This is a genomic window from Streptomyces sp. NPDC006335, from assembly GCF_040612795.1.
In the GTDB taxonomy this organism is placed as follows: domain Bacteria; phylum Actinomycetota; class Actinomycetes; order Streptomycetales; family Streptomycetaceae; genus Streptomyces.
In genome coordinates, this window is the sequence record NZ_JBEXQX010000014.1 from 205,055 (window position 1) to 229,895 (window position 24,841).

Below are 24,841 nucleotides of genomic sequence, written 5' to 3' on the forward strand. Positions count from 1 at the left end.
GAACGAAGAACGGGGTCGTGATGCGCAGCACGAGCAGCACACAGCGGAAGCCCAGGTCAGCGAACAGGGCTGCGAAATCGGCGGCAGCCGCCCTCGCGGCGGCCCTCGCCCTGTCGCTCACCGCATGCGGCGGAGACGACGACAAGAGCAGTGACAGTGGCGCGACAGGCGGCAAGGAGACCGGCACCACGGTCACCCTCCCCAAACTGAACGGTCAGAGCCTGGAGGTGGCCGCCGTCTGGAGCGGCGCGGAACAGGCCAACTTCAAGAAGGTCCTGGCGGAGTTCGAGAAGCGCACCGGCGCCAAGGTGACCTTCGTGCCCGCCCAGGACCCGATCGTCAACTTCCTGGGCTCGAAGGTCGCGGGCGGCCAGCCGCCGGACATCGCGATGCTCCCGCAGCCCGGCGCGATCAAGCAGGCCGTGGACAAGAAGTGGGCCAAGCCGCTGGGCGCGGAGGCCAAGGCGGAGTTGGCCAAGAACTACTCGCAGGGCTGGCAGGACATCGGCAAGGTCGGCGACACTCAGTACGGCGTCTACTACAAGGCCGCCAACAAGTCGCTGATCTGGTACAACGCCAAGGTCTTCGAGAACGCGGGCGCCACCGAGCCGAAGACGTGGGACGAGCTCCTGACCACCGCCCAGACGGTCTACGACTCGGGTGTGACGCCGTTCTCCGTGGGCGGTGCCGAGGGCTGGACCCTGACGGACTGGTTCGAGAACGTCTACCTCTCCCAGGCGGGCCCGGAGAAGTACGACCAGCTCGCCAAGCACGAGATCAAGTGGACGGACCCGTCCGTGAAAGACGCGCTGACCACGCTGGCGCAGGTCTGGGGCAAGAAGGACTACGTCGCGGGTGGCGCCAAGGGCGCGCTCCAGACGGACTTCCCGGCCTCGGTCACGCAGACCTTCACCGGCGGTGACCAGCCCAAGGCGGCGATGGTCTACGAGGGCGACTTCGCGCAGGTCAACATCCAGACGGCCAAGGCGAAGGTCGGCACGGACGCGAAGGTGTTCCCGTTCCCGAAGGTCGGTGACACCGCCCCCGTGGTCTCCGGCGGCGACGCGGCCGTGATCCTGAAGGACTCCAAGGCGGCGCAGGCGCTGGCCACCTTCCTGGCCTCCCCGGACGCGGCGACGATCCAGGCCAAGCTGGGCGGTTACCTCTCGCCGAACAAGAGCGTGGACATCTCGTCGTATCCGAACCCGGTGCAGCAGAAGATCGCCAAGGCGCTGATCGACTCGGGCGACGACTTCCGCTTCGACATGTCCGACCAGGCCCCCCAGGCCTTCGGCGGCACCCCCGGCAAGGGTGAGTGGAAGGCGCTCCAGGACTTCCTGACGAACCCGAAGAACATCGCGGGCACGCAGGCGAAGCTGGAGGCCGACGCGGCGGCCGCCTACGGGAACTGACGCGATGACATCGGCCACCGAGGCAGGGGTCCCTCCGGCCCCTGCCTCTCCCAAGTCGCGCAAGAGCGTGACCGGCACGCGCAGGACCGTGGCAGTGCTGTTCCTGCTGCCCGCCCTCGTGCTGCTGGGCGCGCTCGTGGTCTACCCGATCGGGTACTCGATCGTCCGCAGCTTCTACGACCAGTCCGGTGACGGCTTCGCCGGAATCGACAACTACAAGGCCCTGTTCACCGACGACGGCATCCGCACGGCCCTGAAGAACAACATCATCTGGGTCGTGTTCGCGCCGACGATCGCCACCGCGCTCGGTCTGATCTTCGCGGTGCTGACCGAACGGGTGCGCTGGGGAACGGCGTTCAAGCTGGTCGTCTTCATGCCGATGGCGATCTCGATGCTGGCGGCCGGCATCATCTTCCGGCTCGTCTACGACCAGGACCCGGACAAGGGGTTCGCGAACGCGGTGTGGGTGGGCGTGCACGACACGTTCGCGCAGTCCTCGGCGTTCCCGAAGGCCCACCCGGGCCGGAACTCGCCGCTGGTGGCCCAAGGGGGCGGCTTCATCACCAAGGAGGCCGTCCACACCGGCGGCACGGTCACCCTGCCCCTGGTCGGTGTCGCCCCGGACCAGATGCCCGGTGACGCCAAGAAGGCCGTGGCGCCGCAGGCTGACCCGGGCCGGATCACCGGGACGACCTGGCAGGACTTCACCCGCGGCAAGGGCGTCGGCAAGCTCGGCGGGGTCGACCCGACCGAACTCGGCTACCCCGGCATGAAGATCGAGGCGGTGAAGGACGGCAAGGTCGTCGAGACGGCGACGGCCGGCGACGACGGCACGTTCTCCTTCTCCGAGAAGGCCGACGGAGCCCAACTGCGGTTGCCGGCGAGCAACTTCAAGGAGGCCTACAACGGGCTCGACTGGCTCGGCCCGTCGCTGGTGACGCCGGCGATCATCGGGTCGTACATCTGGATGTGGGCCGGTTTCGCGATGGTGCTGATCGCGGCCGGGCTCGCGGGCATCCCCCGGGAACTCCTGGAGGCGGCCCGGGTCGACGGCGCGAGCGAGTGGCAGGTCTTCCGCAGGGTCACGGTCCCCCTGCTGGCCCCCGTCCTCGCGGTCGTCACGGTGACCCTGATGATCAACGTCCTGAAGATCTTCGACCTGGTCTTCATCATCGCCCCGGGCTCCTCGCAGGACGACGCGAACGTCCTCGCGCTGGAGCTGTACCGCAAGGGCTTCGCCGAGGACCAGCCCGGCATCGCGAGCGCCATCTCGGTGTTCCTGCTGTTGCTGGTGATCCCGGTGATGTGGTTCAACATTCGTCGGCTCAGGCGGGAGGTACGGCGATGACGACCCAGGCCGAAAGGCTCCCCGAGACGGCACCCGCCGACGGGACCAAGGCGAAGCAGTCGCTCGGCTCACGGCTCGTCGAGCGGGTCAGCGGCGGCCTGATCAGCGTCTTCCTCGTCGTCGTCGGCCTGTTCTGGCTGGTGCCGACGATCGGGCTGCTGATCTCCTCGCTGCGCAGCCCCGGGGACCTCGCCGCGACCGGCTGGTGGAAGGTCTTCACCAAGCCCTCCCAGCTCACCCTCGACAGCTACGACAAGCTGCTCCAGAACAGCGACATCACCGGCTCCATCGTCAACACCGTAATGATCACGGTCCCGGCGACGCTGCTGGTGATCATCATCGGCGCGCTCGCGGGCTACGCGTTCGCGTGGATGGAATTCCCCGGCCGCGACTGGTGGTTCATGGGCGTGGTCGGTCTGCTGGTGGTGCCGGTACAGGTGGCGCTGATCCCGATCGCCGAACTCTTCGGCAAGATCGGCCTGTTCGGCAACATCCTCGGGGTGATCCTCTTCCATGTGGGCTTCGGCCTGCCGTTCGCGGTGTTCCTGCTGCGGAACTTCTTCGCGGAGATCCCCCGGGAACTCCTGGAGGCGGCCAGGCTCGACGGCGCGGGCGAACTGCGCCTGTTCGCACGGGTGGTGATGCCGCTCGGCGGGCCGGCGATCGCGAGCCTGGGCATCTTCCAGTTCCTGTGGGTGTGGAACGACATGCTGATCGCGCTGGTGTTCACGGACGCCGACAGCCAGCCGATCACGGTCGCCCTCCAGACCCAGATGCGTGCCTTCGCCGACAACGTCGACGTCCTGGCACCGGGCGCCTTCATCTCGATGGTGATTCCGCTGATCGTGTTCTTCGCGTTCCAGCGGCAGTTCGTGTCCGGCGTGATGGCGGGCGCGGTCAAGTAGCGCGCAGGGCAACCGATTTGAGGGGGCGGGCCGGTACCGGTCCGCCCCTTCGCGTTCGCCCGAATGCCGTAGGGAGCGTAACCAAGTGCCTTCATGGGGCGTTCCCGGGCAGACCGCCCGCGCCGACCCTTGGATGTGCCGTGCCCAGGTTCAGTGTCATCGTCCCCGCGTACAAGGTCCAGGCCTACCTGCCCGCTTGCCTGGAATCGGTGCTGTCACAGTCGTACGAGGATCTGGAGCTGATCGCGGTCGACGACCACTCCTCGGACGCGTGCGGAGAGATCATCGATGAGTTCGCGGCCCGCGATCCCCGGGTCCGGGCGGTCCACCTGGCGCGGAACGGGGGGCTCGGTGCCGCCCGCAACGCCGGTGCGGCCGAGGCGACGGGCGACTACCTGCTGTTCCTCGACGGCGACGACACGCTCGCTCCGCACGCGCTGCGGTCGATCGCCGACCGGCTGAAGGAGACGGGAGAGCCGGACGTCCTGGTCCATGACCACGTGCTCGTCGACTGGTCGGGCGAGAGGGTCCGCGACGCCTTCGCGGGGCAGCTCACCGAGCGGGGCGCGGCGCCGTTCCGTCTGGAGGACCGCCCGGGGCTGCTGCGGGTGCCGTCGGCGGCCTGGAACAAGGCGTACCGCAGGGAGTTCGTCGAGCGCGGCGGCTTCGCCTTCCCGCCCGGTCGGTACCCGGACCCGGCCTGGACCTACCCGGTCCTGATGACCGCCGAGTCGATCGCCACCCTGGACCGGGTCTGCGTCCACCACCGGCGGCACCGCGAGGGCGAACCCCTCGAAGCGCACGGCCACTTCGACCTCTTCGAGCAGTACGACAGGGTCTTCGGGTACGTCGACCCCCGCCCCGAACTCGCGCGGTGGCGCCCTGCGTTGTTCCGTCGCATGGTGGACGACCTGTGGGCGGAGTTCAGCGGGCGGGGCCGTCTCCCGCACGGCGTCCGCGCCGAGTTCCTGCGACGGGCCCGCGCCCACTACCGCGCCCACCGCACCCCGGGCCACCCGGTCCCGGTGCGCTCCCGACCGCGCCACACCGTGATCCGCCTGGGCCTGTACCGCACGCACCGGCTCGCGGAGCTGGTCCGGAGCCTCGGCCGCCGGACCGCCCGCCCGGTCGTACGCCTCGCCAGGTCCCTGCACGCGGCGGCCCTGCGCCTCCACTACCGCGTCCAGCTCCGCCTGCCCCTGCGCGCGGACCGGGCCGTCTTCTCCGCGTACGGGGGCCGCGGCCACGGCTGCAACCCGGGCGCGCTGGAGGAGGCGTTCCGCACCTTCGCCCCGCACATCCGCACCGCGTGGATCGCCCACCCCGAGCACCACCACACCCTCCCGACCGCGACCCGCCGAGTGCGCCCCGGCACGGCCGCCTACTGGACGGCGCTGGCCCGCTCCAAGTACCTCGTCGACAACACCGACTTCGACCGCCGCCTGGTCAAGCGCCCCGGCCAGATCCTCCTCCAGACCCAACACGGCACACCGCTCAAGCACATGGGCCTGGACCTCCAGGAACACCCCGCCGCGGCGAGGGACTTGGACTTCGCCGCGCTGCTGCACGGCGTCGACCAGTGGGACTACCTCCTGTCCCCCAACCGCCACACCACCCTGACCTGGGAGCGGGTCTACCCCGGCGGCTACACCACGCTCCCCTACGGCTATCCCCGCAACGACGTGTTCCAGCGGGCGACTTCGGAGGACGTACGGCTGCTGCGCGAGTCCCTGGGCATCCCCGCGGGCTCGGTGGCGATCCTGTACGCGCCCACCCACCGCGACTACCGCCGCACCCAGCGCGTCACCCTCGACCTGGACCGTCTCGTGCGCCGCCTGGGCCCCCGCTTCGTCGTGCTGGCCCGCGCCCACCACCGCCACGGCGGCCCGCTCGTCTCCCCCGCGGCCGGCCGGGTCATCGACGTCACCGACCACCCGAGCGTGGAGTCCCTGTGCCTCGCCTCGGACGCCCTGGTCACCGACTACTCGTCCCTGATGTTCGACTACGCCAACCTGGACCGCCCGATCGTGATCCACGCCGACGACCGGGAGGCGTACGAGGCGGCCCGCGGCACCTACTTCGACCTGCGGTCCTTCGCGCCGGGCGCGGTCGCGCGCAGCGAGGACGAGCTGATCGACATCTTCGCCACGGGGCACTGGCGCGGCTCCCGCTCCACCCAGCTCCGCTCGGCGTTCCGCGAGCGCTTCTGCCCGTACGACGACGGCCGCGCCGCCGAACGGGTCGTACGCCATGTCGTGCTGGGCGAGACCGAGTCGCCGGCGGTGATCCCGCTCGCGGAGCGCCGTCCGGTGCCGTCGGCGGCGGCCGCGCTCGACCGCACCCCGCTGGCCTCCGTGCCCCGCCCGGCGACGGACTCGCCCCTCACCGAGACCCGTTAGGAGGGTCCGTGCCGTCCAGCGCGTCCCATCCCACGCCGACCCGCCCCTCCACCTGGCGCCCGGTGGGACGGCCGGGGCGCCGACCGCGGCTTCGGCTCTTGACCGGCTTCGTCTCTTGCAGGATGGCCGGCATGAACACGGAAACCTGCGACCCGGCCTAGGCGACCGCCCTCCGCGAGATCTTCGCCTCCCGTCCCGAGGCGGTACCACCGGCCGGTTGGGAGGCGGTGCGGTCCTTCGAGAGCGAGCACGGCATCGTGCACCCGGATCCGTACCGCACGTTCGTGGCGGAGATCTGCGACGGGCTGCGCGCGGGACCGCCGTACTATGGCCTGCTGCCCCTCGCGGAGACGCCCTCGGACTGGGGTCCCGGCCGTCCCGAGCGTTGCTCGCCGAGCCCTTTCCGCTCACGGCGGCATGGCTGAGCGACTTCATCCCGCCCGGCCCCACGGGGACCACCGTCGTGGACGAAGCTGTCACCCTCATGGTCACCCGCTACGGCACCGCGCACTAACCCCGAGCCGCCTCCGGATGCGTCCGCACCCACCCCTCCCACGCCGACGTGATCATGTCCTGCACGTCGTGCTTGGCCTTCCAGCCGAGCTCCGTGGCCGCCAGGTCGGCGGAGGCGACGACTCGGGCCGGGTCTCCGGGGCGGCGGGGAGTGACGGTCGGGGGACGGTCGTAGCCGGTGAGGGCGTTGATGTGGTCGATCATCTCGCGGACGGAGACGCCCTCGCCTCGGCCGATGTTGACGGTCAGGTCGCGCCCAGGGGAGGACTGCAGCGTGCGGGCCGCGGCCACATGGGCCTCGGCCAGGTCGACGACGTGGATGTAGTCGCGGACGCAGGTGCCGTCGGGGGTGTCGTAGTCGTCGCCGAAGATGCGCGGGGCCGCGTTCTCCGTGAGCTTCTCGAAGACCATCGGGACGATATTGCAGACGCCCGTGTCGGCCAGTTCGGGGCTCGCCGCGCCGGCCACGTTGAAGTAGCGCAGGCAGGCCGTGGCGAGGCCGGTCGCGCGGCCCGTGGCGCGGACCAGCCACTCTCCGGCCAGCTTGGTCTCGCCGTACGGGGACATCGGCGCGCACGGGGTCTCCTCCGTCACCAGCTGGACGTCCGGCATGCCGTACACCGCCGCGGAGGACGAGAAGACGAAGGAGGGGACCCCGGCCGTCGTCACCGCCTCCAGGAGGACGCGCAGGCCCTCGACGTTCTCCCGGTAGTAGTGCAGCGGCAGGTCCACCGACTCGCCGACCTGCTTCTTCGCCGCGAGGTGCACCACACCGGTGACCTCGTGGTCCGCCAGGGTGTGCGCGACCCGCTCGGCGTCCAGCGTGGAGCCCACCACCAGCGGCACGTCGGCCGGGACGCGCTCGGCGACGCCGGTGGACAGGTCGTCGTACACGACCGCCTGCTCCCCCGCCTCGGTCATCGCCCTCACGACATGCGCCCCGATGTAACCGGCGCCGCCGGTGATCAGCCAGGTCATGTACGGCCGTCCCCTCTTCGGTTGACCCGTGTCCGCGTATCAGTGAACCAGGCGGCCTGGCCCGGCGGGTGTCACCGGGGGCACGGCGTGTGACCTGAGCGACACGGGGGGTGGCGGGGCCGAGCCCCCGGAGGTGGGCTTGCCTTTCGGCATGCGTCCGCCCTCGGCCAGTCTGTCCCCAGTCCTCCGCCATTCCGCCGCCGACTCTCGGGCGGGGTTCGGTCGGGCTTTGGTCGGGGTCCGGTCGAGGTTCGGTCAGCCTTCGGTCGGGGTTGCGTGAGCCCTACGGCCCCTCGGTCAGTCCTCGTCGGGCAGCTCGGCGTGCACCGCCGCGTCCAGTGCCGAGGTGAGCTGGTCCAGGCGGGCCCGTAGAGCACGGATCTCGTCCACGTCGAAGCTGGTGGCCGAGACGATCCGGCGGGGCACCTGTTCCGCGCGTTCGCGCAGGGCGACACCCTCCTCGGTGAGCCGCACCTCCACCGAGCGCTCGTCACGGGCGCTGCGTTCGCGCCGGACGAGGCCGGCCGTCTCCAGTCGCTTGAGGAGCGGGGAGAGGGTGCCCGAATCGAGCCGCAGGTGCTCGCCGAGCTTCTTGAGGGGCAGCGCGCCGTGCTCCCACAGCACCAGTAGCACGAGGTACTGCGGGTAGGTGATCCCCAGATCCTTGAGGATCACGCGGTAGACGCTGCCGAAGGCACGGGAGGCCGCGTTCAGGGAGAAGCAGATCTGCTGGTCGAGGCGGAGCCAGTCGGTGGCGGCGGGAGGGGCGGTCGGTGCGCCGGTCGGGGACGTGTCCATGAGTCCAGGATAGCCCTTGCGGACCATTTAGTTGTGCACAATTAAATTGTGTGCTCTACTTATGGCCGTGAGGCGGCCGCGGAAGAGCCGCCGGAACGTGACTTCGAGAGGGATGGGTATCCATGGACGCGCTCTACACCGCTGTCGCCACCGCCACCCACGGCCGCGACGGCCGCGCCTACACGAACGACGGCAAGATCGACGTCGCGCTGGCCCCGCCGGTGGAACTGGGCGGCAACGGACAGGGCACCAACCCGGAGCAGCTCTTCGCCGCCGGGTACGCCGCCTGCTTCGGCAGCGCCCTCGGTCTCGTCGGCCGCCAGGCCAAGGTGGACGTCAGCGACGCCGCCGTCACCGCCGAGGTCGGCATAGGCAAGCAGGGCGAGGGCTTCGGCCTCAAGGTCGCCCTCCGCGTCGAGCTCCCCGACACCGTGGACGCCGAGACCGGCCGCAAGCTGGTCGAGCAGGCCCACCAGGTCTGCCCGTACTCCAACGCCACCCGCGGCAACATCGAGGTCGAGCTGGTCATCGAGTAGGGCCTGCGCGGCAGGAATACCGGAGGGCGGGACGCCGGAGGCCGGGGGACGGGTCGTCGGAGGACGGGACGCCGGGAGGGCGGGGACGGGTCGTCGGAGGACGGGACGCCGGGTGTAGCCGCCCGAGGTGCGGGCGTATCGGGCGGGGCTTGCCCGCGGGAGTCGGCGACCTGCGCTTCCCCGCGCGGGCGGGTCACCTCGCCCGCCCGCGCAGGGGGCTTCCCTCAGCCCCCGACGATCGGCACCCACTCACGGATCGCCCGCACCTCGACCCCGGGAGTGGACCGGTAGTACGGATCCGCCCCCAGAATCTCCTCCAGCCCCGCCCGCTCCACCGCGAACACCAACAGCGCCCCCCGGTCGTCCGCCCACGGCCCGGCGGCGAACAGCTTCCCCTCGGCGTGCAGACGGGCCAGCGCCTCACGGTGAGCGGGCCGGGCGGCAAGGCGTTCGGGCGTGGACGTGGGCGTGAAGGCGAGTTCCACGACAAGCACAAGGTCCCCTTCCCAGGACAACAGACCGACGCGACGACGCTAGGCTCGGCCCGCCGCGCCGGTCTGTATCAGCCGATACAGCGAGGGAAGGAGCCGTCGGCATGTCCCCACCCGACTGGCGCCGACTACGGGACGTCCCGCTGTTCGCCGCCCTCCCCGAGCCCGGCCTGCGCCGCCTGTGGGACACCTCAGTCCCCCGCCGGTACGCCCCCGGCGAGACCCTGCGCGGCCAAGGCACCCCCGCCGAACACCTGCTCGTCCTGCTCGCCGGCACCGCCTCGGCATCGGCCACGACCGCCGGCGGACGCGTCCTACGGTTCGGGGCCTTGGACGGGCCCTGCGCCCTCGACAAAGTCGCGCTGCTCGACGGAGCCGGCCACACGGCCACCTTCACCGCGCTCACCCTGTGCGCCGTACGGGCCGTCCCGCGCGCCCGCTTCACGGCCCTGCTCGACGACTCCGCGGCCGTGCGCGCCCACGTCCTCCGGCTCCTCGCCGCCCAGGCCCGCGCCCAGCAGGAACGCCTCACCGACACGGCCACCCTGCCCTGCGAGGCCCGCCTCGCGTCCTGGCTCCTGGACGGACTGAGCCGAGACGGAGCCGACGGCCACGTCCCCCTCCCCGGCGGTCAGCGCGAACTCGCCGACCTCCTCGGAGTCACCCGCGTCACCGTCAATCGCGCACTGTCCCGGCTCCGACGGGACGGGCTGATCGGGCCCACGCAGAGCGGCGGCGGCAACGGCCGGATCCGGGTGCTCGCCCCGGAACTCCTCGCCCTGCGCGCGGCACCGCACACCGACCCCGGCCACCGGCCCGGCCGCTGAGGGCCCCCGGCCACCAGCCGGGCCGCTGAGCGCTCAGAGCGCCTTCAGCGCCTCCGTCGTCGCTCGGGCCAGCGCCGCGAGATACCCCTTGGGCAGCTTCGGGCTGCGGATGACCACCGAGCGCCAGTACAGGGGGCCGGAAATCAGATCGAGGGCCAGTTCGTCGTTGAAGCCCGTGCGGAGCTCCCCGCGCTGCTCCGCCGCCGAGATGATCTTGCTGGCGACGCCCTCCTGACCCTTCTGCAACGCGTTCTGCAACGCCTCGGCGATCTCGGGGTTCCGGGCGGCCTCGGCCTGGAGATCCGGGATGATCTGCGAGGCCACCGGGTGCCGCAGCGCCCGGGACGTCACCTCGTACAGCATCCGCAGGTCGTCCTCAAGCGAACCCGTCTCCGGCACCGGCAGGCCCATCACCGCGATCTCCGACACGACGTCGAGGACCAGGTGCAACTTGGAACGCCACCGGCGATAGACCGCGGTCTTGCCCACGCCCGCGCGGCGCGCGATGCCCTCTATGGACATCCGCGCGTAGCCGACGGCCGCAAGCTCCTCGAAGACGGCCGCTCGAATGGCGTCCGTCACATCCTCACGGAGTACGGCGGCCCCTGCCGGGGCACGGCGGCGCGGACGGGTCTGCGGCGCGTCGGCGTTGGTCGTCATGCGGACAGCATAGGGCGTAGCGACGAAACGGTTGCGTTCCGACGCGAAGTCGTCGCGACGACGAAACGGCGCCGCCCCGACGAGGCGCGTCAGGACGATACGGTTGCGTCCCGGCGTGGGACGTCAGGACGATACGGCCCCGCCCCGACGTCGGGCGTCACGACGACACAGTCCCGTCCCCGCGCCGCACGCCACGACGACACCGTTCCGTGCCAACGCCCCTACGCCCGCGACGGCCCGGTCACGTTCCAGCATCATTCGTCACGACGAAACGGTTGCGTTCCGACGCTCCCTCGCCTTACGCTCACGTTGCGACGATACGGTCCCGTCCCGACGTAAGAAAACGTGAAGAGTCACGTAAGGAAACGCCGGATGACGAGACGCGCCGGCCGCACGCGCCCCACCCCCACCCTCGAGCGAAAGCAGCGGATGTGAGCCAGGTCCTCGACACACCGCCCCCGACAGCGCCCCCCGCCGACGAAGACCTGTCGGCCCTGGCCGCCCGGCACGGCCTCGCGGTCAGCGGCGCCCGTCCCTCCCTGCCCGACTACGTCCGTCAGCTCTGGGCACGGCGTCACTTCATCACCGCGTTCTCGACCGCCAAGCTCACCGCGCAGTACAGCCAGGCGAAGCTCGGCCAGGTCTGGCAGGTGATGACCCCGCTGTTGAACGCGGCGGTCTACTACTTCATCTTCGGCGTGCTCCTGGGCACGAAGAGGAACGTGCCGGACTATGTGCCGTTCCTGGTCACGGGCGTGTTCATCTGGACGTTCACGCAGAGCTCGATCATGGCGGGCACCCGGGCGATCTCGGGCAACCTCGGCCTCGTGCGCGCCCTGCACTTCCCGCGGGCCGCGCTGCCGATCTCGTTCGCCCTCCAGCAGTTGCAGCAGCTGCTCTTCTCGATGGCCGCCCTGGTCGTGATCCTGCTCTGCTTCGGTGTCCCCGTCGCCGCGTCCTGGCTGCTGGCGATCCCGGCGCTGGTACTGCAGTCGACGTTCAACGCGGGCGTCTCGATGATCATGGCGCGGATGGGCGCCAAGACGCCGGACATCGCGCAGCTGATGCCGTTCGTCCTGCGCACCTGGATGTACGTCTCCGGCGTGATGTGGAGCATCGACAAGCTCGCCAAGGGCCACCACGACTGGCCGTCCTGGGTGGTCCCCGTCCTCCAGGCCAACCCGGCCGCGGTCTACATCGACCTGATGCGCTACGCCCTGATCGACAGCTTCCACGCGAGCCAGTTGCCTCACCACGTGTGGGCGATCGCGGTGGGCTGGGCGCTGGTCGCCGGCGTCGGCGGCTTCATCTACTTCTGGAAGGCTGAGGAGACGTACGGCCGTGGCTGACATCGAGAACGACCAGACCCCCACCGTCGTCGTCGACGGAGTCGACATCGTCTACCGCGTGAACGGCACCGGCGCGGGCAAGGGCTCGGCCACCGCCGCCCTCAACCGCATGCTGCGCCGGGGCCAGGCCGAGAAGGCGGCGGGCGTACGCAGGGTGCACGCGGTCAAGAACGTGTCGTTCGTCGCCTACAAGGGCGAGGCGATCGGCCTGATCGGCACCAACGGCTCCGGCAAGTCGACCCTGCTCAAGGCGGTCGCGGGCCTGCTGCCGGTGGAGAACGGCCGTATCTACACCCATGGTCAGCCCTCCCTCCTCGGCGTCAACGCGGCCCTGATGAACGACCTCACCGGCGAGCGCAACGTCCACCTCGGCGGCCTCGCCATGGGCATGTCCCGCGAGCAGGTCAAGGAGCGCTACCAGGAGATCGTCGACTTCTCCGGGATCAACGAGAAGGGTGACTTCATCACCCTCCCGATGCGCACCTACTCCTCCGGCATGGCGGCCCGCCTGCGCTTCTCCATCGCCGCCGCCAAGGACCACGACGTCCTCCTCATCGACGAGGCGCTCGCCACCGGCGACCGCTCCTTCCAGAAGCGCTCCGAGGAACGCATCCGCGAACTCCGAAAGCACGCGGGCACGGTGTTCCTGGTCAGCCACAGCAACAAGTCGATCCGCGACACCTGCGACCGGGTGCTGTGGCTGGAGCGCGGCGAACTGCGCATGGACGGCCCCACCGACGAGGTCCTGGCGGCCTACGAGGACTTCACGGGCGGCCCGGACAAGGCGAAGCCGCAGCCGAAGGCCGCAGCCTGAGACTCCGTCCCGGCGGACAACCGGACGAGGGCGCCCCGAGCCATACGGCCCGGGGCGCCCTCGTCGTCGTACCGGCTACGCCGCCGAGACGGCCGTACGGCTCAGGAATGCTGCCGCAGCAGTGTCCTCATCGTGCGCATCGCCACCGACAGGTTGGCCAGGTCGAACGCGTCCGAGCTCCGGATCTCCTCCAGGGTGGTGCGCGCCCGGCTCAGGATCGGGGCGTTCTTCTCCTCCCAGGCCTTGAAGCGCTGCTCGGGCGTGGACGTGCCGTTGCCCACCGCCAGTACGTCGGCCGTGAGCGCCGAGTGGGCCGCGTAGAGGTCCTCGCGGATGGAGGCGCGGGCCATGGACTGCCAGCGGTCGGCGCGGGGCAGCTCGATGATGCGGTCCATGAGCTGCGTGATGTGGAGACGGTCGGCGAGGTCGTAGTACACCTCGGCGACGTCCATCGGGTCCCGGTCCATGCGGTCGGCCACCGAGACGATGTCGAGCGTCGGGAAGGCCGAGGAGAAGCCGGCCACGCGCGCGGCGAGTTCGTCCGGCACTCCGGCGCCGCTCAGCTCGTCGTAGATCTTCTGGTACCACTCCAGGTCGGCGCCCCGCAGCAGCTTCGGGAGCTGCGACCACACCTGTTCGACGCGGCCGCCGAAGAACTCGACGGTCTCGGCGAGCTGGAGCGGCTGCGGCCGGTTGTTGAGCAGCCAGCGCGTGCCGCGCTCGACGAGGCGGCGCGAGTGCAGCCGGATCCGGGTCAGTACGGCGGCCTCGACCTTGTTGTCGAGCGCCTCGACGCCGTCCCAGACCACGCCGGAGCGGAAGATCGCGCGAGCCACGGTCTGCGCCCGGACGATCTCCTCCAGCGACGCGCCGGTCTCCTCGCGCAGGCGGTGCAGGTAGGTCGTACCACCCGTGTTGACCGTGTCGTTGACCAGGACGGTCGTGGTGATCTCGCGGTGCAGCGGGTGGTTGTCGATGTGCTCGGGGAACTTCTCGCGCAGCGCGGCCGGGAAGTACGTGTGCAGCAGGCCGTGCAGATAGGGGTCGTCCGGGAGCGAGGTGTGCAGCAGCTCCTCGGCGACCGTGATCTTCGTGTACGCCAGCAGGACGGCCGTCTCCGGGCTGGTCAAGCCCTGCGCGGCCCCGAGACGCTCCCGGATCTGGCGGTCGGTGGGCAGGAACTCCAGGGCCCGGTCGAGGTGGCCCTCGCGCACCAGGTGGCGCATGAAGCGCTGCTGGGCGTGGAGCATGTCCTTGGACTGGGCGAGCGCGTTGGCGATCGCGGTGTTCTGCGCGTAGTTGTTGCGCAGGACCAGGCGGCCGACCTCGTCGGTCATCTCGGCGAGCAGCTTGTTGCGCTGCTTGACCGTCATGTCGCCCTCGGTGACCAGGCCGTTGAGCAGGATCTTGATGTTCACCTCGTGGTCGGAGGTGTCCACGCCCGCGCTGTTGTCGATGGCGTCGGTGTTGATCTTGCCGCCGTGCAGCGCGAACTCGATCCGGCCGAGCTGGGTCAGGCCCAGGTTGCCGCCCTCGCCGACGACCCGCACGCGCAGGTCGGCGCCGTCGACGCGGATCGGATCGTTGGCCTTGTCGCCGACGTCCGCGTGGGTCTCGGTGGACGCCTTCACGTACGTGCCGATGCCGCCGTTCCACAGCAGGTCCACCGGCGCCTTGAGGATGGCCTTCATCAGGTCGGCCGGGGTCATCTTGGTGACCTTGTCCTCGATGCCGAGGGCCTCGCGGACGTGGGCGTTGACCGGGATGGACTTGGCGGTACGGGGGAAGATGCCGCCGCCGGCGGAGATCAGCTCGGTGTTGTAGTCGGCCCAGCTGGAGCGGGGGAGCTCGAAGATACGGCGGCGCTCGGCGTAGGAGGTGGCCGCGTCAGGCTTCGGGTCGATGAAGATGTGCCGGTGGTCGAAGGCGGCGACCAGGCGGATGTGCTCGCTGAGCAGCATGCCGTTGCCGAACACGTCACCGGACATGTCGCCGATGCCGACGACGGTGAAGTCCTCGGACTGGGTGTCGAGGTCCAGTTCGCGGAAGTGCCGCTTGACGGACTCCCAGGCGCCGCGGGCGGTGATGCCCATGCCCTTGTGGTCGTAGCCGGCCGAGCCGCCGGAGGCGAAGGCGTCGCCGAGCCAGAAGTTGTACTGCTCGGCGACCCCGTTGGCGATGTCCGAGAAGGTCGCGGTGCCCTTGTCGGCGGCGACGACCAGGTAGGTGTCGTCCTCGTCGTGCCGGACGACGTCCGCCGGGGGCACGACCTCGCCGGCCACCATGTTGTCGGTGATGTCGAGCAGCGCCGAGATGAACGTCTTGTAGCTGGCGATGCCCTCGGCCAGCCACGCGTCCCGGTCGACCGACGGGTCGGGCAGCTGCTTGGCGACGAAGCCGCCCTTGGCGCCGACCGGCACGATGACGGTGTTCTTCACCATCTGCGCCTTGACCAGGCCGAGGATCTCGGTACGGAAGTCCTCACGCCGGTCGGACCAGCGCAGTCCGCCGCGCGCGACCTTGCCGAAGCGCAGGTGCACACCCTCGACGCGCGGCGAGTAGACCCAGATCTCGAACGCCGGGCGCGGGGCCGGGAGGTCGGGGATGGCCTGCGGGTCGAACTTCATGGAGACGTAGTCGTGCGGCTTGCCGCCCGCGGCCTCCTGGAAGAAGTTGGTGCGCAGGGTCGCCTTGATGACGGTCAGGAAGGAACGGAGGATCCTGTCCTCGTCCAGCGAGGCCACCTGGTCGAGCGCCGCGTCGAGCTCCTCCAGGAGGGCGTCCACGAGTTCGTGGCCGGCGCGCTGGCGGTCCGGCGACATCCGCGCCTCGAACAGGGAGACGAGCAGCCGGGTGGTGTGGACGTTGTTGCGGAGGGTGTCCTCCATGTAGTCCTGGCTGAACGTCGAGCCCGCCTGGCGCAGGTACTTGGCGTACGCCCGCAGCACCATCGCCTGACGCCAGTTCAGGCCGGCGCTCAACACGAGGGCGTTGAAGCCGTCGTTCTCCGCCTTGCCGGTCCAGCTCGCGGCGAAGGCCTCCTGGAAGCGCTCGCGGCCGTCGTCGCCGAGGTAGTCGCCGGTGCCGTTCTTCGACTTGGGCATGCGCAGGCCGAAGTCGTAGATCCAGGCGATGCTGCGGTCGGAGCAGCGCAATTCGTAGGGTCGCTCGTCCATGACCTCGACGCCGAGCCGGTTGAGGACCGGCAGGACGGCGGACAGGGAGATGGCGTCGCCCTTGCGGTAGATCTTGAAGCGGCGCTCCTCGGGGGCGGCGCCCACCGGCTCGTACAGGCTGAGCGCGAAGTCGTTCTCCTCGCCGAGCCGCTCCAGGTGGACCAGGTCGGCGACCGCGGCGCGCGGGGTGTGGTCGGCCTTGTAGCCCTCGGGGAAGGCGTTGCCGTAGCGGCGCGTCAGCTCGGCGGCGCGCTCCTCGCCGAGCTCTGCGTTCAGCGCCTCGGCGAAGCCGTCGGCCCAGGAGCGGGCGGCCTCGACCAGGCGGGCCTCGATGCGCTCCTTGTCGCTGTCGCTGAGCTGCGGCAGTTCGGTGCCCTGTGGGACGCGGACCACGAAGTGGAGCCGGGACAGGATCGACTCGGTGTTCCAGGCGGTGAAGTCGACGCTGATGCCGTCGAGCTCCTCCTTCAGGATGTCGATGATCCGCAGGCGGACACCGGTGGTGTAGCGGTCGCGGGGCAGGTAGACGAGGGCCGAGTAGTAGCGGCCGTACTCGTCCTGGCGCAGGTAGAGGCGCAGCCGCCGCCGCTCCTGGAGGTACAGGACGGAGGTGGCGATGGACTCCAGCTCGTCGGCCGGGGTCTGGAAGAGCTCGTCGCGCGGGTAGGTCTCCAGGATCTGGAGCAGGTCGCGGCCGTCGTGGCTGTTGGGCGAGAAACCGGCCCTTTCGAGCACCTCGTCCACCTTGCGCCGAATGACCGGAACCCGGCGCACCGACTCGGTGTAGGCGGCGGAGGAGAACAGTCCGAGGAAGCGCCGCTCGCCGACGACATTGCCGTCCGCGTCGAACTTCTTGACCCCGATGTAGTCGAGGTACGACGGCCTGTGCACCGTCGCCCGGCTGTTCGCCTTGGTCAGCACGAGCAGCTTGTGCTCTCGGGCCTTCGCGCGCGCGTCCGCGGGCAGCCGCTCGAAGGACGGGCTGACCGGGTGGCCCTCCTCACCGGCGTGGTGCGGGTCGGAGCGCAGGATGCCGAGGCCGGTGCCGGGCACGGCCGCGAGGGAGTCGTCCGGCCTGAGCTGGTACTCCCGGTAGCCGAGGAACGTGAAGTGGTCGTCGGCCAGCCAGCGCAGCAGCTCGCGGGCCTCCTCGATCTCCATGTCGCGCAGATCGGGGGCGACGGGCTCTGCGGGCAGTTCGTCGGCCATCCGCAGGGCCGCGTCCCGCATCTTCTCCCAGTCCTCGACGGCCTCCCGGACGTCGGACAGCACGCGCAGCAGATCGGCGGTGATCTGCTTCAGGTCGCCGCGGTCGGTCTCGCGGTCGATCTCGACGTGGATCCAGGACTCGGTGTGCGCGTCGTGCGGGAGGTCACCGGCGGACGGGACGGTGAGGATCTCGATCAGCTTGCCGGTGAGGTCGCGGCGGACGACGACCTGGGGGTGGATGACGACATGGATGCCGCGTCCCTGCCGGGTCAGCTCATTGGTGACGGAGTCGACGAGGAAGGGCATGTCGTCGGTGACGACCTCGACGACCGAGTGGGTGCACGTCCAGCCGTTCTCCTCCACCGTGGGCGTGTGCACCCGCACGTTGGCCGTGCCCTGCGGGCGCGTCTCGCCCAGCCGGAAGTGGGAGAGAGCGGCTCCGTAGATGTCGACCGGGTCGCGGTCGGCGAGGTCTTCCGGTGCCGTGTGCAGGTAGTAGCGCTGGAGGAACGCGAGCACGGTCTCGCTGTCCGGGGTGTCCGGGGTGCGGGAGGTGTCGTCGTCCGTCGTCCCAGTCGGTAGGTGCCCCCCGGCCGGGCTGTTCTCAGCTACCCGTGCGGCCCTCTCGAGCAGCTCGGCCTTGGCTTCGTCCAGCTTGGTCTGCATTGTCCTCTGACTCCTGTCGCGCGCCGTTGCGTGACGTAGAAGGAAGTACGGTCTCTTCCCCTGCGGCTCGACGCCACGGCCCCGGGGTCTCCGGTCTGCTCCGACGCTATGCCGCAAGGTGAGATGAGCGGGGGTATATCGGCCATTGTCGACACGCCCGCCAGGTGTGACGCTGCTCTCTGCCGCGCCGGTGACGAGGGTGTGCTCGGCGTCATGAGGGCCCCTACGGCCCCGTCCCGCCCGCGAGGACCAGCGGCCGCCGCCCGGCCACGGAGGTGTTCCGTGCGCACCGGGCGCGGGGCGGGGGCCACAGTGCCCCCGCGAACTATCGCGCTGATCACGCCACCAAGGCTATCGCTCCTTACAGGGGCGCCGTCATGAGCCGTATGTGTACAAAACCGGGGGTGGAACTTTGACACTCTGCACAGTGTCTGCGCCGCATCCGGGCCATGACCTTCTTCCCTCCTCTTCTTCGCGCGCCCTCTTGGCAAGCACGCCCCGCCGGTGCACTTTGCCGACATGACCGCAAAAATCCTCATCGTCACCGGTGACGCAGCAGAGTCACTGGAGGTCCTGTACCCCTACCAGCGCCTCCGCGAGGAGGGCTACGACGTCCACATCGCCGCTCCCGCCCGCAAGAAGCTCCAGTTCGTCGTCCATGACTTCGAACCCGGCTTCGACACCTACACCGAGAAGCCCGGCTACACCTGGCCCGCCGACCTGGCCTTCGCCGAGGTCGACGCCGGTCAGTACGCCGCTCTCGTCATCCCGGGCGGCCGCGCCCCCGAGTACCTGCGCAACGACCCCGAGCTCCGCAAGATCCTCAAGTCCTTCTTCGACGCGGACAAGCCGGTCGCCCAGATCTGCCACGGTCCGCTGCTCACCGCCGCGATCGACAGCCTCCGCGGCCGCCGCGTCACGGCCTATCCGGCCCTGGAACCCGAAATGCAGTCCGCCGGCGCGGCCTTCCAGGACGCCGAGGTGGTCGTCGACGGCACCCTGGTCTCCTCCCGCGCCTGGCCCGACCACTCGGCCTGGATGCGGGAGTTCCTGGAAGTGCTCAGGGCGAAGGCACCGGTGACTTAGCCGACGTGGTGCCGTCTGGCGTCTGCCGGCTGCCGCCTGCCGCCTGCCGCCTGCCGCCTGCCGCCTGCCGCCTGCCGCCTGCCGCCTGCCGCCTGCCGCCATGGTCGCGGAGCCGGCGCGAACAGTCACGCCGCTATTCGCTCAGCCTCCGCGACCGCCTCCGCCAAGGTGTCCACCACGGGCACCCCGACCCCCTCAAGGCTGGCCCGGCTGTGCGACCCGCCGGTGTACAGCACGGCCCGCGCCCCGACCCGCATCGCGGCCACCGCGTCGTCCGCGGCGTCCCCGATCACCACGGTCCGGCCGGCCTCCACTCCCGCCAGTGCGGCGAGATGCCGCTCCATGTGCTCCGCCTTGCTCCCCCCGGACGGTCCCGTCCGCCCGTCCACACGCAGGAAGTGCGCCTCGATCCCGAACCCGCGCACCAAGGGCACCAGCTCGTCGTGCACGTACATGCTGAGGATGGACTGGCTGCGCCCGGCCGACCTCCACCCCATGAGCAGTTCGACTGCCCCCTCAGTGAGCCCGCACCCCACCCGGTGCTCGGTGTAGTACCGGTGGAAGGTCTCGTCCATGAGCTCCCACTCGGCGTCGGTCGGCAGCCGGCCGAGCAGTCGCTCGTAGAACTTCGGCACCGGCACGCAGTACAGCGCCCGGTACTGCTCCATCGTGATCGGCGCGAGTCCCAGCTCGCCGAACGCCGCGTTCGTCGCCCCGATGATCGCGTCGTTGTCGTGGAACAGCGTGCCGTTCCAGTCCCAGACGATGTGCGCCCCTGCCGCCCCTGTCAGCTTCCCCATGCCAAAAACGTACCCGCCCCCACTGACAATCAAGAGACCAGCAGGTCAAGTCGGGTAAAGCTACGACCCGGCACGGCGGAGAACGGGCTCAGCCGCCCAGCCCCACCAGGTTCGGGATCTCCTGCGTGGCGTACCACATCAGCTCGTGGTCCTCGGCTCCGTCCACGACGAACTGCGCGTCGTCGTCCCCGGCGTCCGCCGCCTCCAGCGCGTCCACGGCGGCGGTGACGTCCTCCACCGCGTCGTCCGAGTCGACGTGCACCGCGGCCGCCTTGGCCAGCCTCACCGTCCCGGCGACCCGCACCTCGCCGAGCGCCGCGGGGTCCAGCGCCCGGTCGGGATCGGCGACCGCCGCCCCGTCGGCCACGTCCACGGCCACGACGACCCGGCGCCGCACGGCCCCGGCGTCCGCCGCCAGCAACCGCAACGAGGCCAGCGCGGCTCGGTTCAGCGCCGCGTACTCCAGCTCCTCGATGTCGTCGGAGAGGTACCACTCGCGCAGGGCGGGCGTGACGGCGTAGGCGAGGAGCGGTCCGGCCCCCAGCTCACCCGTCTTGTACGCCTCGGCGAGACCGGAGAGGGTCAGGGGGACGTAGACGCGCATGACTGGCCGCTTTCGTGGTCGGAGAACATCATCGGAGGGGCTCCGCGAAGGCCTTCAGGATACGTGCGGCGTCCCCTTTCGAGTCCCTGCCCAGACCTCGGCAGGCGTCCACCCCGGGCCCGGAATTCACCCGCCCCACCCCCGGATTCACGGGCTTTTTCCCCCTCGGATCACCCTGATAGGTGAACATTCCGGCCGCCCGACCCGGCCCGCCGCTTCCTTGCCGACGCGGTCCGCGGCCCCGTACAAGATCCTCAACCAGAAGTTACTGCCCGGTACTTCCCGGGCCAGCTGAACGGGGATCCCATGAACAAGGTCATGACCAGGGCTCAGCACCACTCCGGCGCCCGCCCGCCGGCCCGCCGCGACTCCCGCCGCCCCGCCGGCACCCCGCCCCGCACACCTGGCGGCAGCACGCCCCGCACCGCCCCGGGCGACGGCCGCCCACCGGGCTCCCCGGGCAGCGGCCCCCGCACCCGTACGCGCCCCGCGGACAGCCGCCCGCAGAGCATCCCGGGCCCGAACGAGACGACGCCCGCAGTCGCGCGACGCGGTGGGACGGCCGGTTCTACGACCCTCGCCCCGCACGGCACCCCGAGCACCACCACGGTCGGCACCGCAACCACCGGCACGAGCAGCACCACCACGGCCGTCACCGCAACCACCGGCACGAGCAACACCACCACGGCCGGCACCGCAACCACCGGCACGAGCAGCACCACTACCGGCCGGAGCCGCACCGCCACCGCGACACACGCCCCCGCACCCGCACCCGCACCCGCACCCGCACCCGCACCCGCGATCGTCCCGGCCCAGACCCCGCGGCGCCCCGCCGTCCCCCAGCCCCGGCCCACCGACCTCTTCGCCGATCTCCTCCTCGCCGTCCTGAGCGGCCAGCGCCCCGTGCACTCGATGCTCCGACACACCGCCGGCCGCGCCTACGACGAGCTGGCCCGGCTCGCCGAACGCGGCCCCCTGCGCACGCGCGGCACCCGCCCGGTCGTCCGGGACATCGGCTACTACGTCCCGCGCCAAGGCGCCCTGGAGGCCTTCGCCCGCATCGGCGCCGGCGACCAACTGCGCGCCATGGCCTTCCGCCTGGAACAGGGCCAGGACCTCCGCTGGCGCTGCACCGCGGTCGAACTGGGCGGGCCCCGCTCTCCCCGTCCGGACGACGACTGACAGGCCCGGAGAAGCCCACGAGGCCTCACCCGCCGAAGGGCCGGCCACCCCCGAGGTGACCGGCCCTTGCTTCGCTACGGCGCCCAGGGCACCGCCATATCGGCTGCTACGGCACTCCGGGTGCCGTCACACCGACCGCCACGGCGCCCATCGCGCCGTAGCCACTACTTCTTGCGCCGCCCCCGACCACGGGACTGCTTGCGCCGCTCCGCGCGCGTGAGGCCGTCCGCCTCGGAGCGCACGGGCTCGTCGTCGTCGGCGAACTCGCCCTCGATGACGCCGCCCTCGCCGTCCACGGTCGGCGCGGAGAAGTGCAGGTCCCTGCGCTGCGGAGCGTCGAGGCCCTTCGCGCGGATCTCGGGACGCGCGCCGGCCTGCGCCGGAACGGAGTCCTGCTTGGCGAGGGACGGCTTCTCGTCCTCGACCGGGACCTCCTCGACCTGCTGCTCGACCTGGACCTCCAGGTTGAACAGGTAGCCGACGGACTCCTCCTTGATGCCCTCCATCATGGCGGTGAACATGTCGAAGCCCTCGCGCTGGTACTCGACCAGCGGGTCCTTCTGGGCCATCGCGCGCAGGCCGATGCCCTCCTGGAGGTAGTCCATCTCGTAGAGGTGCTCGCGCCACTTGCGGTCCAGGACCGACAGCACGACCCGGCGCTCCAGCTCACGCATGATCTCGGAGCCGAGCTGCGCCTCGCGGGCCGCGTACTGCTCGTGGATGTCGTCCTTGATGGACTCGGAGATGTACTCGGCGGTCAGACCCGCGCGGTCGCCCGCCGCGTCCTCCAGCTCCTCCACGGTGATCTTCACCGGGTAGAGCTGCTTGAACGCGCCCCACAGGCGGTCGAGATCCCAGTCCTCAGCGAAGCCCTCGGCGGTCTCCGCCGCGACGTACGCGTCGATCGTGTCGTCCATGAAGTGCACGATCTGCTCCTGGAGGTCCTCGCCCTCCAGGACCCGGCGGCGCTCGCCGTAGATGACCTCGCGCTGGCGGTTGAGGACCTCGTCGTACTTCAGGACGTTCTTACGGGTCTCGAAGTTCTGCTGCTCGACCTGCGACTGCGCGGACGCGATCGCGCGCGTGACCATCTTGTTCTCGATCGGGACGTCGTCGGGGACGTTCGCCATCGACATGACGCGCTCGACCATCTGGGCCTTGAACAGCCGCATCAGGTCGTCGCCCAGCGAGAGGTAGAAGCGGGACTCGCCGGGGTCGCCCTGACGGCCGGAACGACCGCGCAGCTGGTTGTCGATACGGCGCGACTCGTGCCGCTCGGTACCGAGGACGTAGAGGCCGCCGAGCTCCTTGACCTCCTCGAACTCCGCCTTGACCGCCCGCTCGGCCTTCTCCAGGGCGGCCGGCAGAGCGGCGGCCCACTCCTCGATGTGCTCCTCGGGGTCGAGGCCGCGCTGACGCAGCTCCGCCTCGGCGAGGTCCTCGGGGTTGCCGCCGAGCTTGATGTCGGTACCACGGCCGGCCATGTTCGTGGCGACGGTGACGGCGCCCTTGCGGCCGGCCTGGGCGACGATGGTCGCCTCACGGTCGTGCTGCTTGGCGTTCAGCACCTCGTGCTGGACGCCGCGCTTGGACAGCTGCTGCGACAGGTACTCGGACTTCTCGACCGACGTCGTACCGACGAGGATCGGCTGACCCTTCTCGTGCTTCTCGACGATGTCGTCGACGACCGCCTCGAACTTCGCGACCTCGGTGCGGTAGATCAGGTCCGACTGGTCCTTGCGGATCATCGGCCTGTTCGTCGGGATCGGGACCACGCCGAGCTTGTAGATCTGGTGGAACTCGGCGGCCTCGGTCATCGCCGTACCGGTCATGCCGCACAGACCGGGCTGTTCCTTGCCGTTGTGGTCGTGGCGCTTGTACAGGCGGAAGAAGTTCTGCAGGGTGATCGTGGCGAGGGTCTGGTTCTCGTCCTTGATGTCCACCCCTTCCTTCGCCTCGATCGCCTGGTGCATGCCCTCGTTGTAACGGCGGCCGGCGAGGATACGGCCGGTGTGCTCGTCGACGATCATGACTTCGCCGTCCATGACGACGTAGTCCTTGTCCTTCTTGAAGAGCTCCTTCGCCTTGATGGCGTTGTTCAGGTAGCCCACCAGAGGGGTGTTCACCGACTCGTAGAGGTTGTCGATGCCCAGCCAGTCCTCGACCTTGCTGACACCGGACTCGTGGATGGCGACCGTGCGCTTCTTCTCGTCGACCTCGTAGTCGCCGGTCTCCTCGATGCCCTTGAGCGGGTTGCCGGCCTCGCCCTTCTTCAGGCGGGTGACCAGCTTGGCGAAGTCGCCGTACCACTTGGTGGCCTGGTCGGCCGGGCCGGAGATGATCAGCGGCGTACGGGCCTCGTCGACCAGGATGGAGTCGACCTCGTCGACGATGGCGAAGTTGTGGCCGCGCTGGACGAGTTCGTCCTTGGACCACGCCATGTTGTCGCGCAGGTAGTCGAACCCGAACTCGTTGTTCGTGCCGTACGTGATGTCGCAGGCGTACTGCGCGCGGCGCTGGGCCGGCGTCATGTTGGCGAGGATGCAACCGACCTCGAGGCCCAGGAACTTGTGGACGCGGCCCATCATCTCGGAGTCGCGCTCGGCCAGGTAGTCGTTGACCGTGATGAGGTGGACGCCCTTGCCGGACAGCGCGTTCAGGTACGCGGGCAGCGTGCCGACGAGCGTCTTGCCCTCACCGGTCTTCATCTCGGCCACGTAGCCGAGGTGGAGGGCGGCGCCGCCCATGATCTGCACGTCGTAGTGGCGCTGGCCCAGCGCACGCTTGGCGGCCTCGCGCACGGTGGCGAACGCCTCGGGCAGCAGGTCGTCCAGGCTCTCACCGTCGGCGTACCGCTGCTTGTACTCCTCGGTCAGGGCCCGCAGCTCGGCGTCGGAGAGGTCGACGAAGTCCTCTTCGATGGAGTTGACCTGGTCCGCGATGCGGTGCAGCTTGCGCAGGATCTTGCCTTCGCCTGCACGCATGATCTTCGAGAGGACGGACACGGGGGTTGGTCTCCTTGCCGGTCGGGCCTGGGACGGTCGGTTTCCATTTGACTTACTGAGCAACGGCCATCGTATGCGAGGAC

At 70.2% G+C, this 24,841-nt stretch carries 18 protein-coding genes and 1 pseudogene; 11 read left to right on the forward strand and 8 right to left on the reverse strand.

Annotated elements, in window-relative coordinates; all coding sequences use genetic code 11:
- The first annotated feature begins 20 nt into the window (after positions 1–20).
- The 5 genes and pseudogenes from ABZ098_RS32410 to ABZ098_RS32430 all read left to right on the forward strand — a co-directional run.
- The gene (locus tag ABZ098_RS32410; protein ID WP_356597232.1) at positions 21–1,412 is read left to right on the forward strand and encodes a carbohydrate ABC transporter substrate-binding protein; all 1,392 of its coding nucleotides are present in this window, start codon (positions 21–23) and stop codon (positions 1,410–1,412) included.
- Positions 1,413–1,416: 4 nt separating this feature from the next.
- Positions 1,417–2,760, forward strand: coding sequence for a sugar ABC transporter permease (locus ABZ098_RS32415; RefSeq protein ID WP_356597234.1), 1,344 nt, complete (start codon positions 1,417–1,419; stop codon positions 2,758–2,760).
- On the forward strand, positions 2,757–3,665 hold the full coding sequence (locus ABZ098_RS32420) for a carbohydrate ABC transporter permease (RefSeq protein ID WP_356597237.1): 909 nt from the start codon (positions 2,757–2,759) through the stop codon (positions 3,663–3,665). The genes ABZ098_RS32415 and ABZ098_RS32420 overlap by 4 nt, the downstream gene beginning before the upstream one ends.
- 140 nt (positions 3,666–3,805) lie before the next feature.
- The gene (locus ABZ098_RS32425) at positions 3,806–6,064 is read left to right on the forward strand and encodes a bifunctional glycosyltransferase family 2 protein/CDP-glycerol:glycerophosphate glycerophosphotransferase (RefSeq protein ID WP_356597239.1); all 2,259 of its coding nucleotides are present in this window, start codon (positions 3,806–3,808) and stop codon (positions 6,062–6,064) included.
- A gap of 179 nt (positions 6,065–6,243) precedes the next feature.
- Positions 6,244–6,488, forward strand: a pseudogene (locus tag ABZ098_RS32430) (SMI1/KNR4 family protein); the annotation flags it as partial.
- Between the two features lie 86 nt (positions 6,489–6,574).
- Here ABZ098_RS32430 and galE read toward each other — a convergent pair.
- A complete protein-coding gene (galE, locus tag ABZ098_RS32435; protein WP_356597241.1) occupies positions 6,575–7,555 on the reverse strand; it encodes a UDP-glucose 4-epimerase GalE in 981 nt (326 codons plus the stop codon).
- 297 nt (positions 7,556–7,852) lie between these two features.
- Complete coding sequence (locus ABZ098_RS32440) at positions 7,853–8,353, reverse strand: MarR family transcriptional regulator (RefSeq protein ID WP_356597243.1); 501 nt, start codon at positions 8,351–8,353, stop codon at positions 7,853–7,855.
- A 122-nt stretch (positions 8,354–8,475) separates the two neighbouring features.
- Here ABZ098_RS32440 and ABZ098_RS32445 point away from each other — a divergent pair, with 122 nt between their 5' ends.
- Positions 8,476–8,889 carry an organic hydroperoxide resistance protein gene (locus tag ABZ098_RS32445; protein WP_053850338.1) on the forward strand — a complete coding sequence of 138 codons (414 nt, stop codon included), beginning with the start codon at positions 8,476–8,478 and terminating at the stop codon, positions 8,887–8,889.
- 224 nt (positions 8,890–9,113) lie between these two features.
- On the opposite strand, the gene ABZ098_RS32450 is transcribed toward ABZ098_RS32445, so the two are convergent.
- Positions 9,114–9,383 carry a YciI family protein gene (locus tag ABZ098_RS32450; protein ID WP_356597245.1) on the reverse strand — a complete coding sequence of 90 codons (270 nt, stop codon included), beginning with the start codon at positions 9,381–9,383 and terminating at the stop codon, positions 9,114–9,116.
- Positions 9,384–9,484: 101 nt separating this feature from the next.
- Here ABZ098_RS32450 and ABZ098_RS32455 point away from each other — a divergent pair, with 101 nt between their 5' ends.
- A complete protein-coding gene (locus ABZ098_RS32455; RefSeq protein WP_356597247.1) occupies positions 9,485–10,207 on the forward strand; it encodes a helix-turn-helix domain-containing protein in 723 nt (240 codons plus the stop codon).
- A gap of 33 nt (positions 10,208–10,240) precedes the next feature.
- Here ABZ098_RS32455 and ABZ098_RS32460 read toward each other — a convergent pair whose 3' ends face one another.
- Positions 10,241–10,867, reverse strand: coding sequence for a TetR/AcrR family transcriptional regulator (locus ABZ098_RS32460; RefSeq protein WP_356597249.1), 627 nt, complete (start codon positions 10,865–10,867; stop codon positions 10,241–10,243).
- Positions 10,868–11,298: 431 nt separating this feature from the next.
- Between ABZ098_RS32460 and ABZ098_RS32465 the strand changes: the two genes are divergently transcribed.
- Both ABZ098_RS32465 and ABZ098_RS32470 read left to right on the forward strand, forming a co-directional pair.
- Complete coding sequence (locus tag ABZ098_RS32465) at positions 11,299–12,216, forward strand: ABC transporter permease (protein WP_356597251.1); 918 nt, start codon at positions 11,299–11,301, stop codon at positions 12,214–12,216.
- Positions 12,209–13,030 carry an ABC transporter ATP-binding protein gene (locus ABZ098_RS32470; protein ID WP_356597253.1) on the forward strand — a complete coding sequence of 274 codons (822 nt, stop codon included), beginning with the start codon at positions 12,209–12,211 and terminating at the stop codon, positions 13,028–13,030. The genes ABZ098_RS32465 and ABZ098_RS32470 overlap by 8 nt, the downstream gene beginning before the upstream one ends.
- Positions 13,031–13,131: 101 nt before the next feature.
- Here the strand turns inward: ABZ098_RS32470 and ABZ098_RS32475 are convergent, their stop codons facing one another.
- Positions 13,132–18,081, reverse strand: coding sequence for an NAD-glutamate dehydrogenase (locus ABZ098_RS32475; protein WP_356597255.1), 4,950 nt, complete (start codon positions 18,079–18,081; stop codon positions 13,132–13,134).
- Positions 18,082–18,600: 519 nt separating this feature from the next.
- On the opposite strand from ABZ098_RS32475, the gene ABZ098_RS32480 reads away from it, so the two are divergent.
- Entirely contained in the window at positions 18,601–19,167 is a 567-nt protein-coding gene (locus ABZ098_RS32480) for a DJ-1/PfpI family protein (RefSeq protein ID WP_356597257.1), read from the forward strand.
- A 125-nt stretch (positions 19,168–19,292) separates the two neighbouring features.
- Here ABZ098_RS32480 and ABZ098_RS32485 read toward each other — a convergent pair whose 3' ends face one another.
- Together ABZ098_RS32485 and ABZ098_RS32490 are read right to left on the reverse strand one after the other, a co-directional pair.
- Positions 19,293–19,967: an HAD hydrolase-like protein gene (locus tag ABZ098_RS32485; RefSeq protein WP_356597259.1), complete on the reverse strand. Its 675-nt coding sequence runs from the start codon at positions 19,965–19,967 to the stop codon at positions 19,293–19,295.
- Between the two features lie 88 nt (positions 19,968–20,055).
- The gene (locus ABZ098_RS32490; protein ID WP_356597261.1) at positions 20,056–20,571 is read right to left on the reverse strand and encodes a hypothetical protein; all 516 of its coding nucleotides are present in this window, start codon (positions 20,569–20,571) and stop codon (positions 20,056–20,058) included.
- A 306-nt stretch (positions 20,572–20,877) separates the two neighbouring features.
- On the opposite strand from ABZ098_RS32490, the gene ABZ098_RS32495 reads away from it, so the two are divergent.
- Positions 20,878–21,753 (forward strand): Rv3235 family protein, encoded by an 876-nt coding sequence (locus ABZ098_RS32495; RefSeq protein WP_356597263.1) that lies wholly within the window; start codon positions 20,878–20,880, stop codon positions 21,751–21,753.
- Positions 21,754–21,917: 164 nt separating this feature from the next.
- On the opposite strand, the gene secA is transcribed toward ABZ098_RS32495, so the two are convergent.
- A complete protein-coding gene (gene secA, locus ABZ098_RS32500) occupies positions 21,918–24,758 on the reverse strand; it encodes a preprotein translocase subunit SecA (RefSeq protein ID WP_356597265.1) in 2,841 nt (946 codons plus the stop codon).
- Positions 24,759–24,841 lie beyond the last annotated feature (83 nt).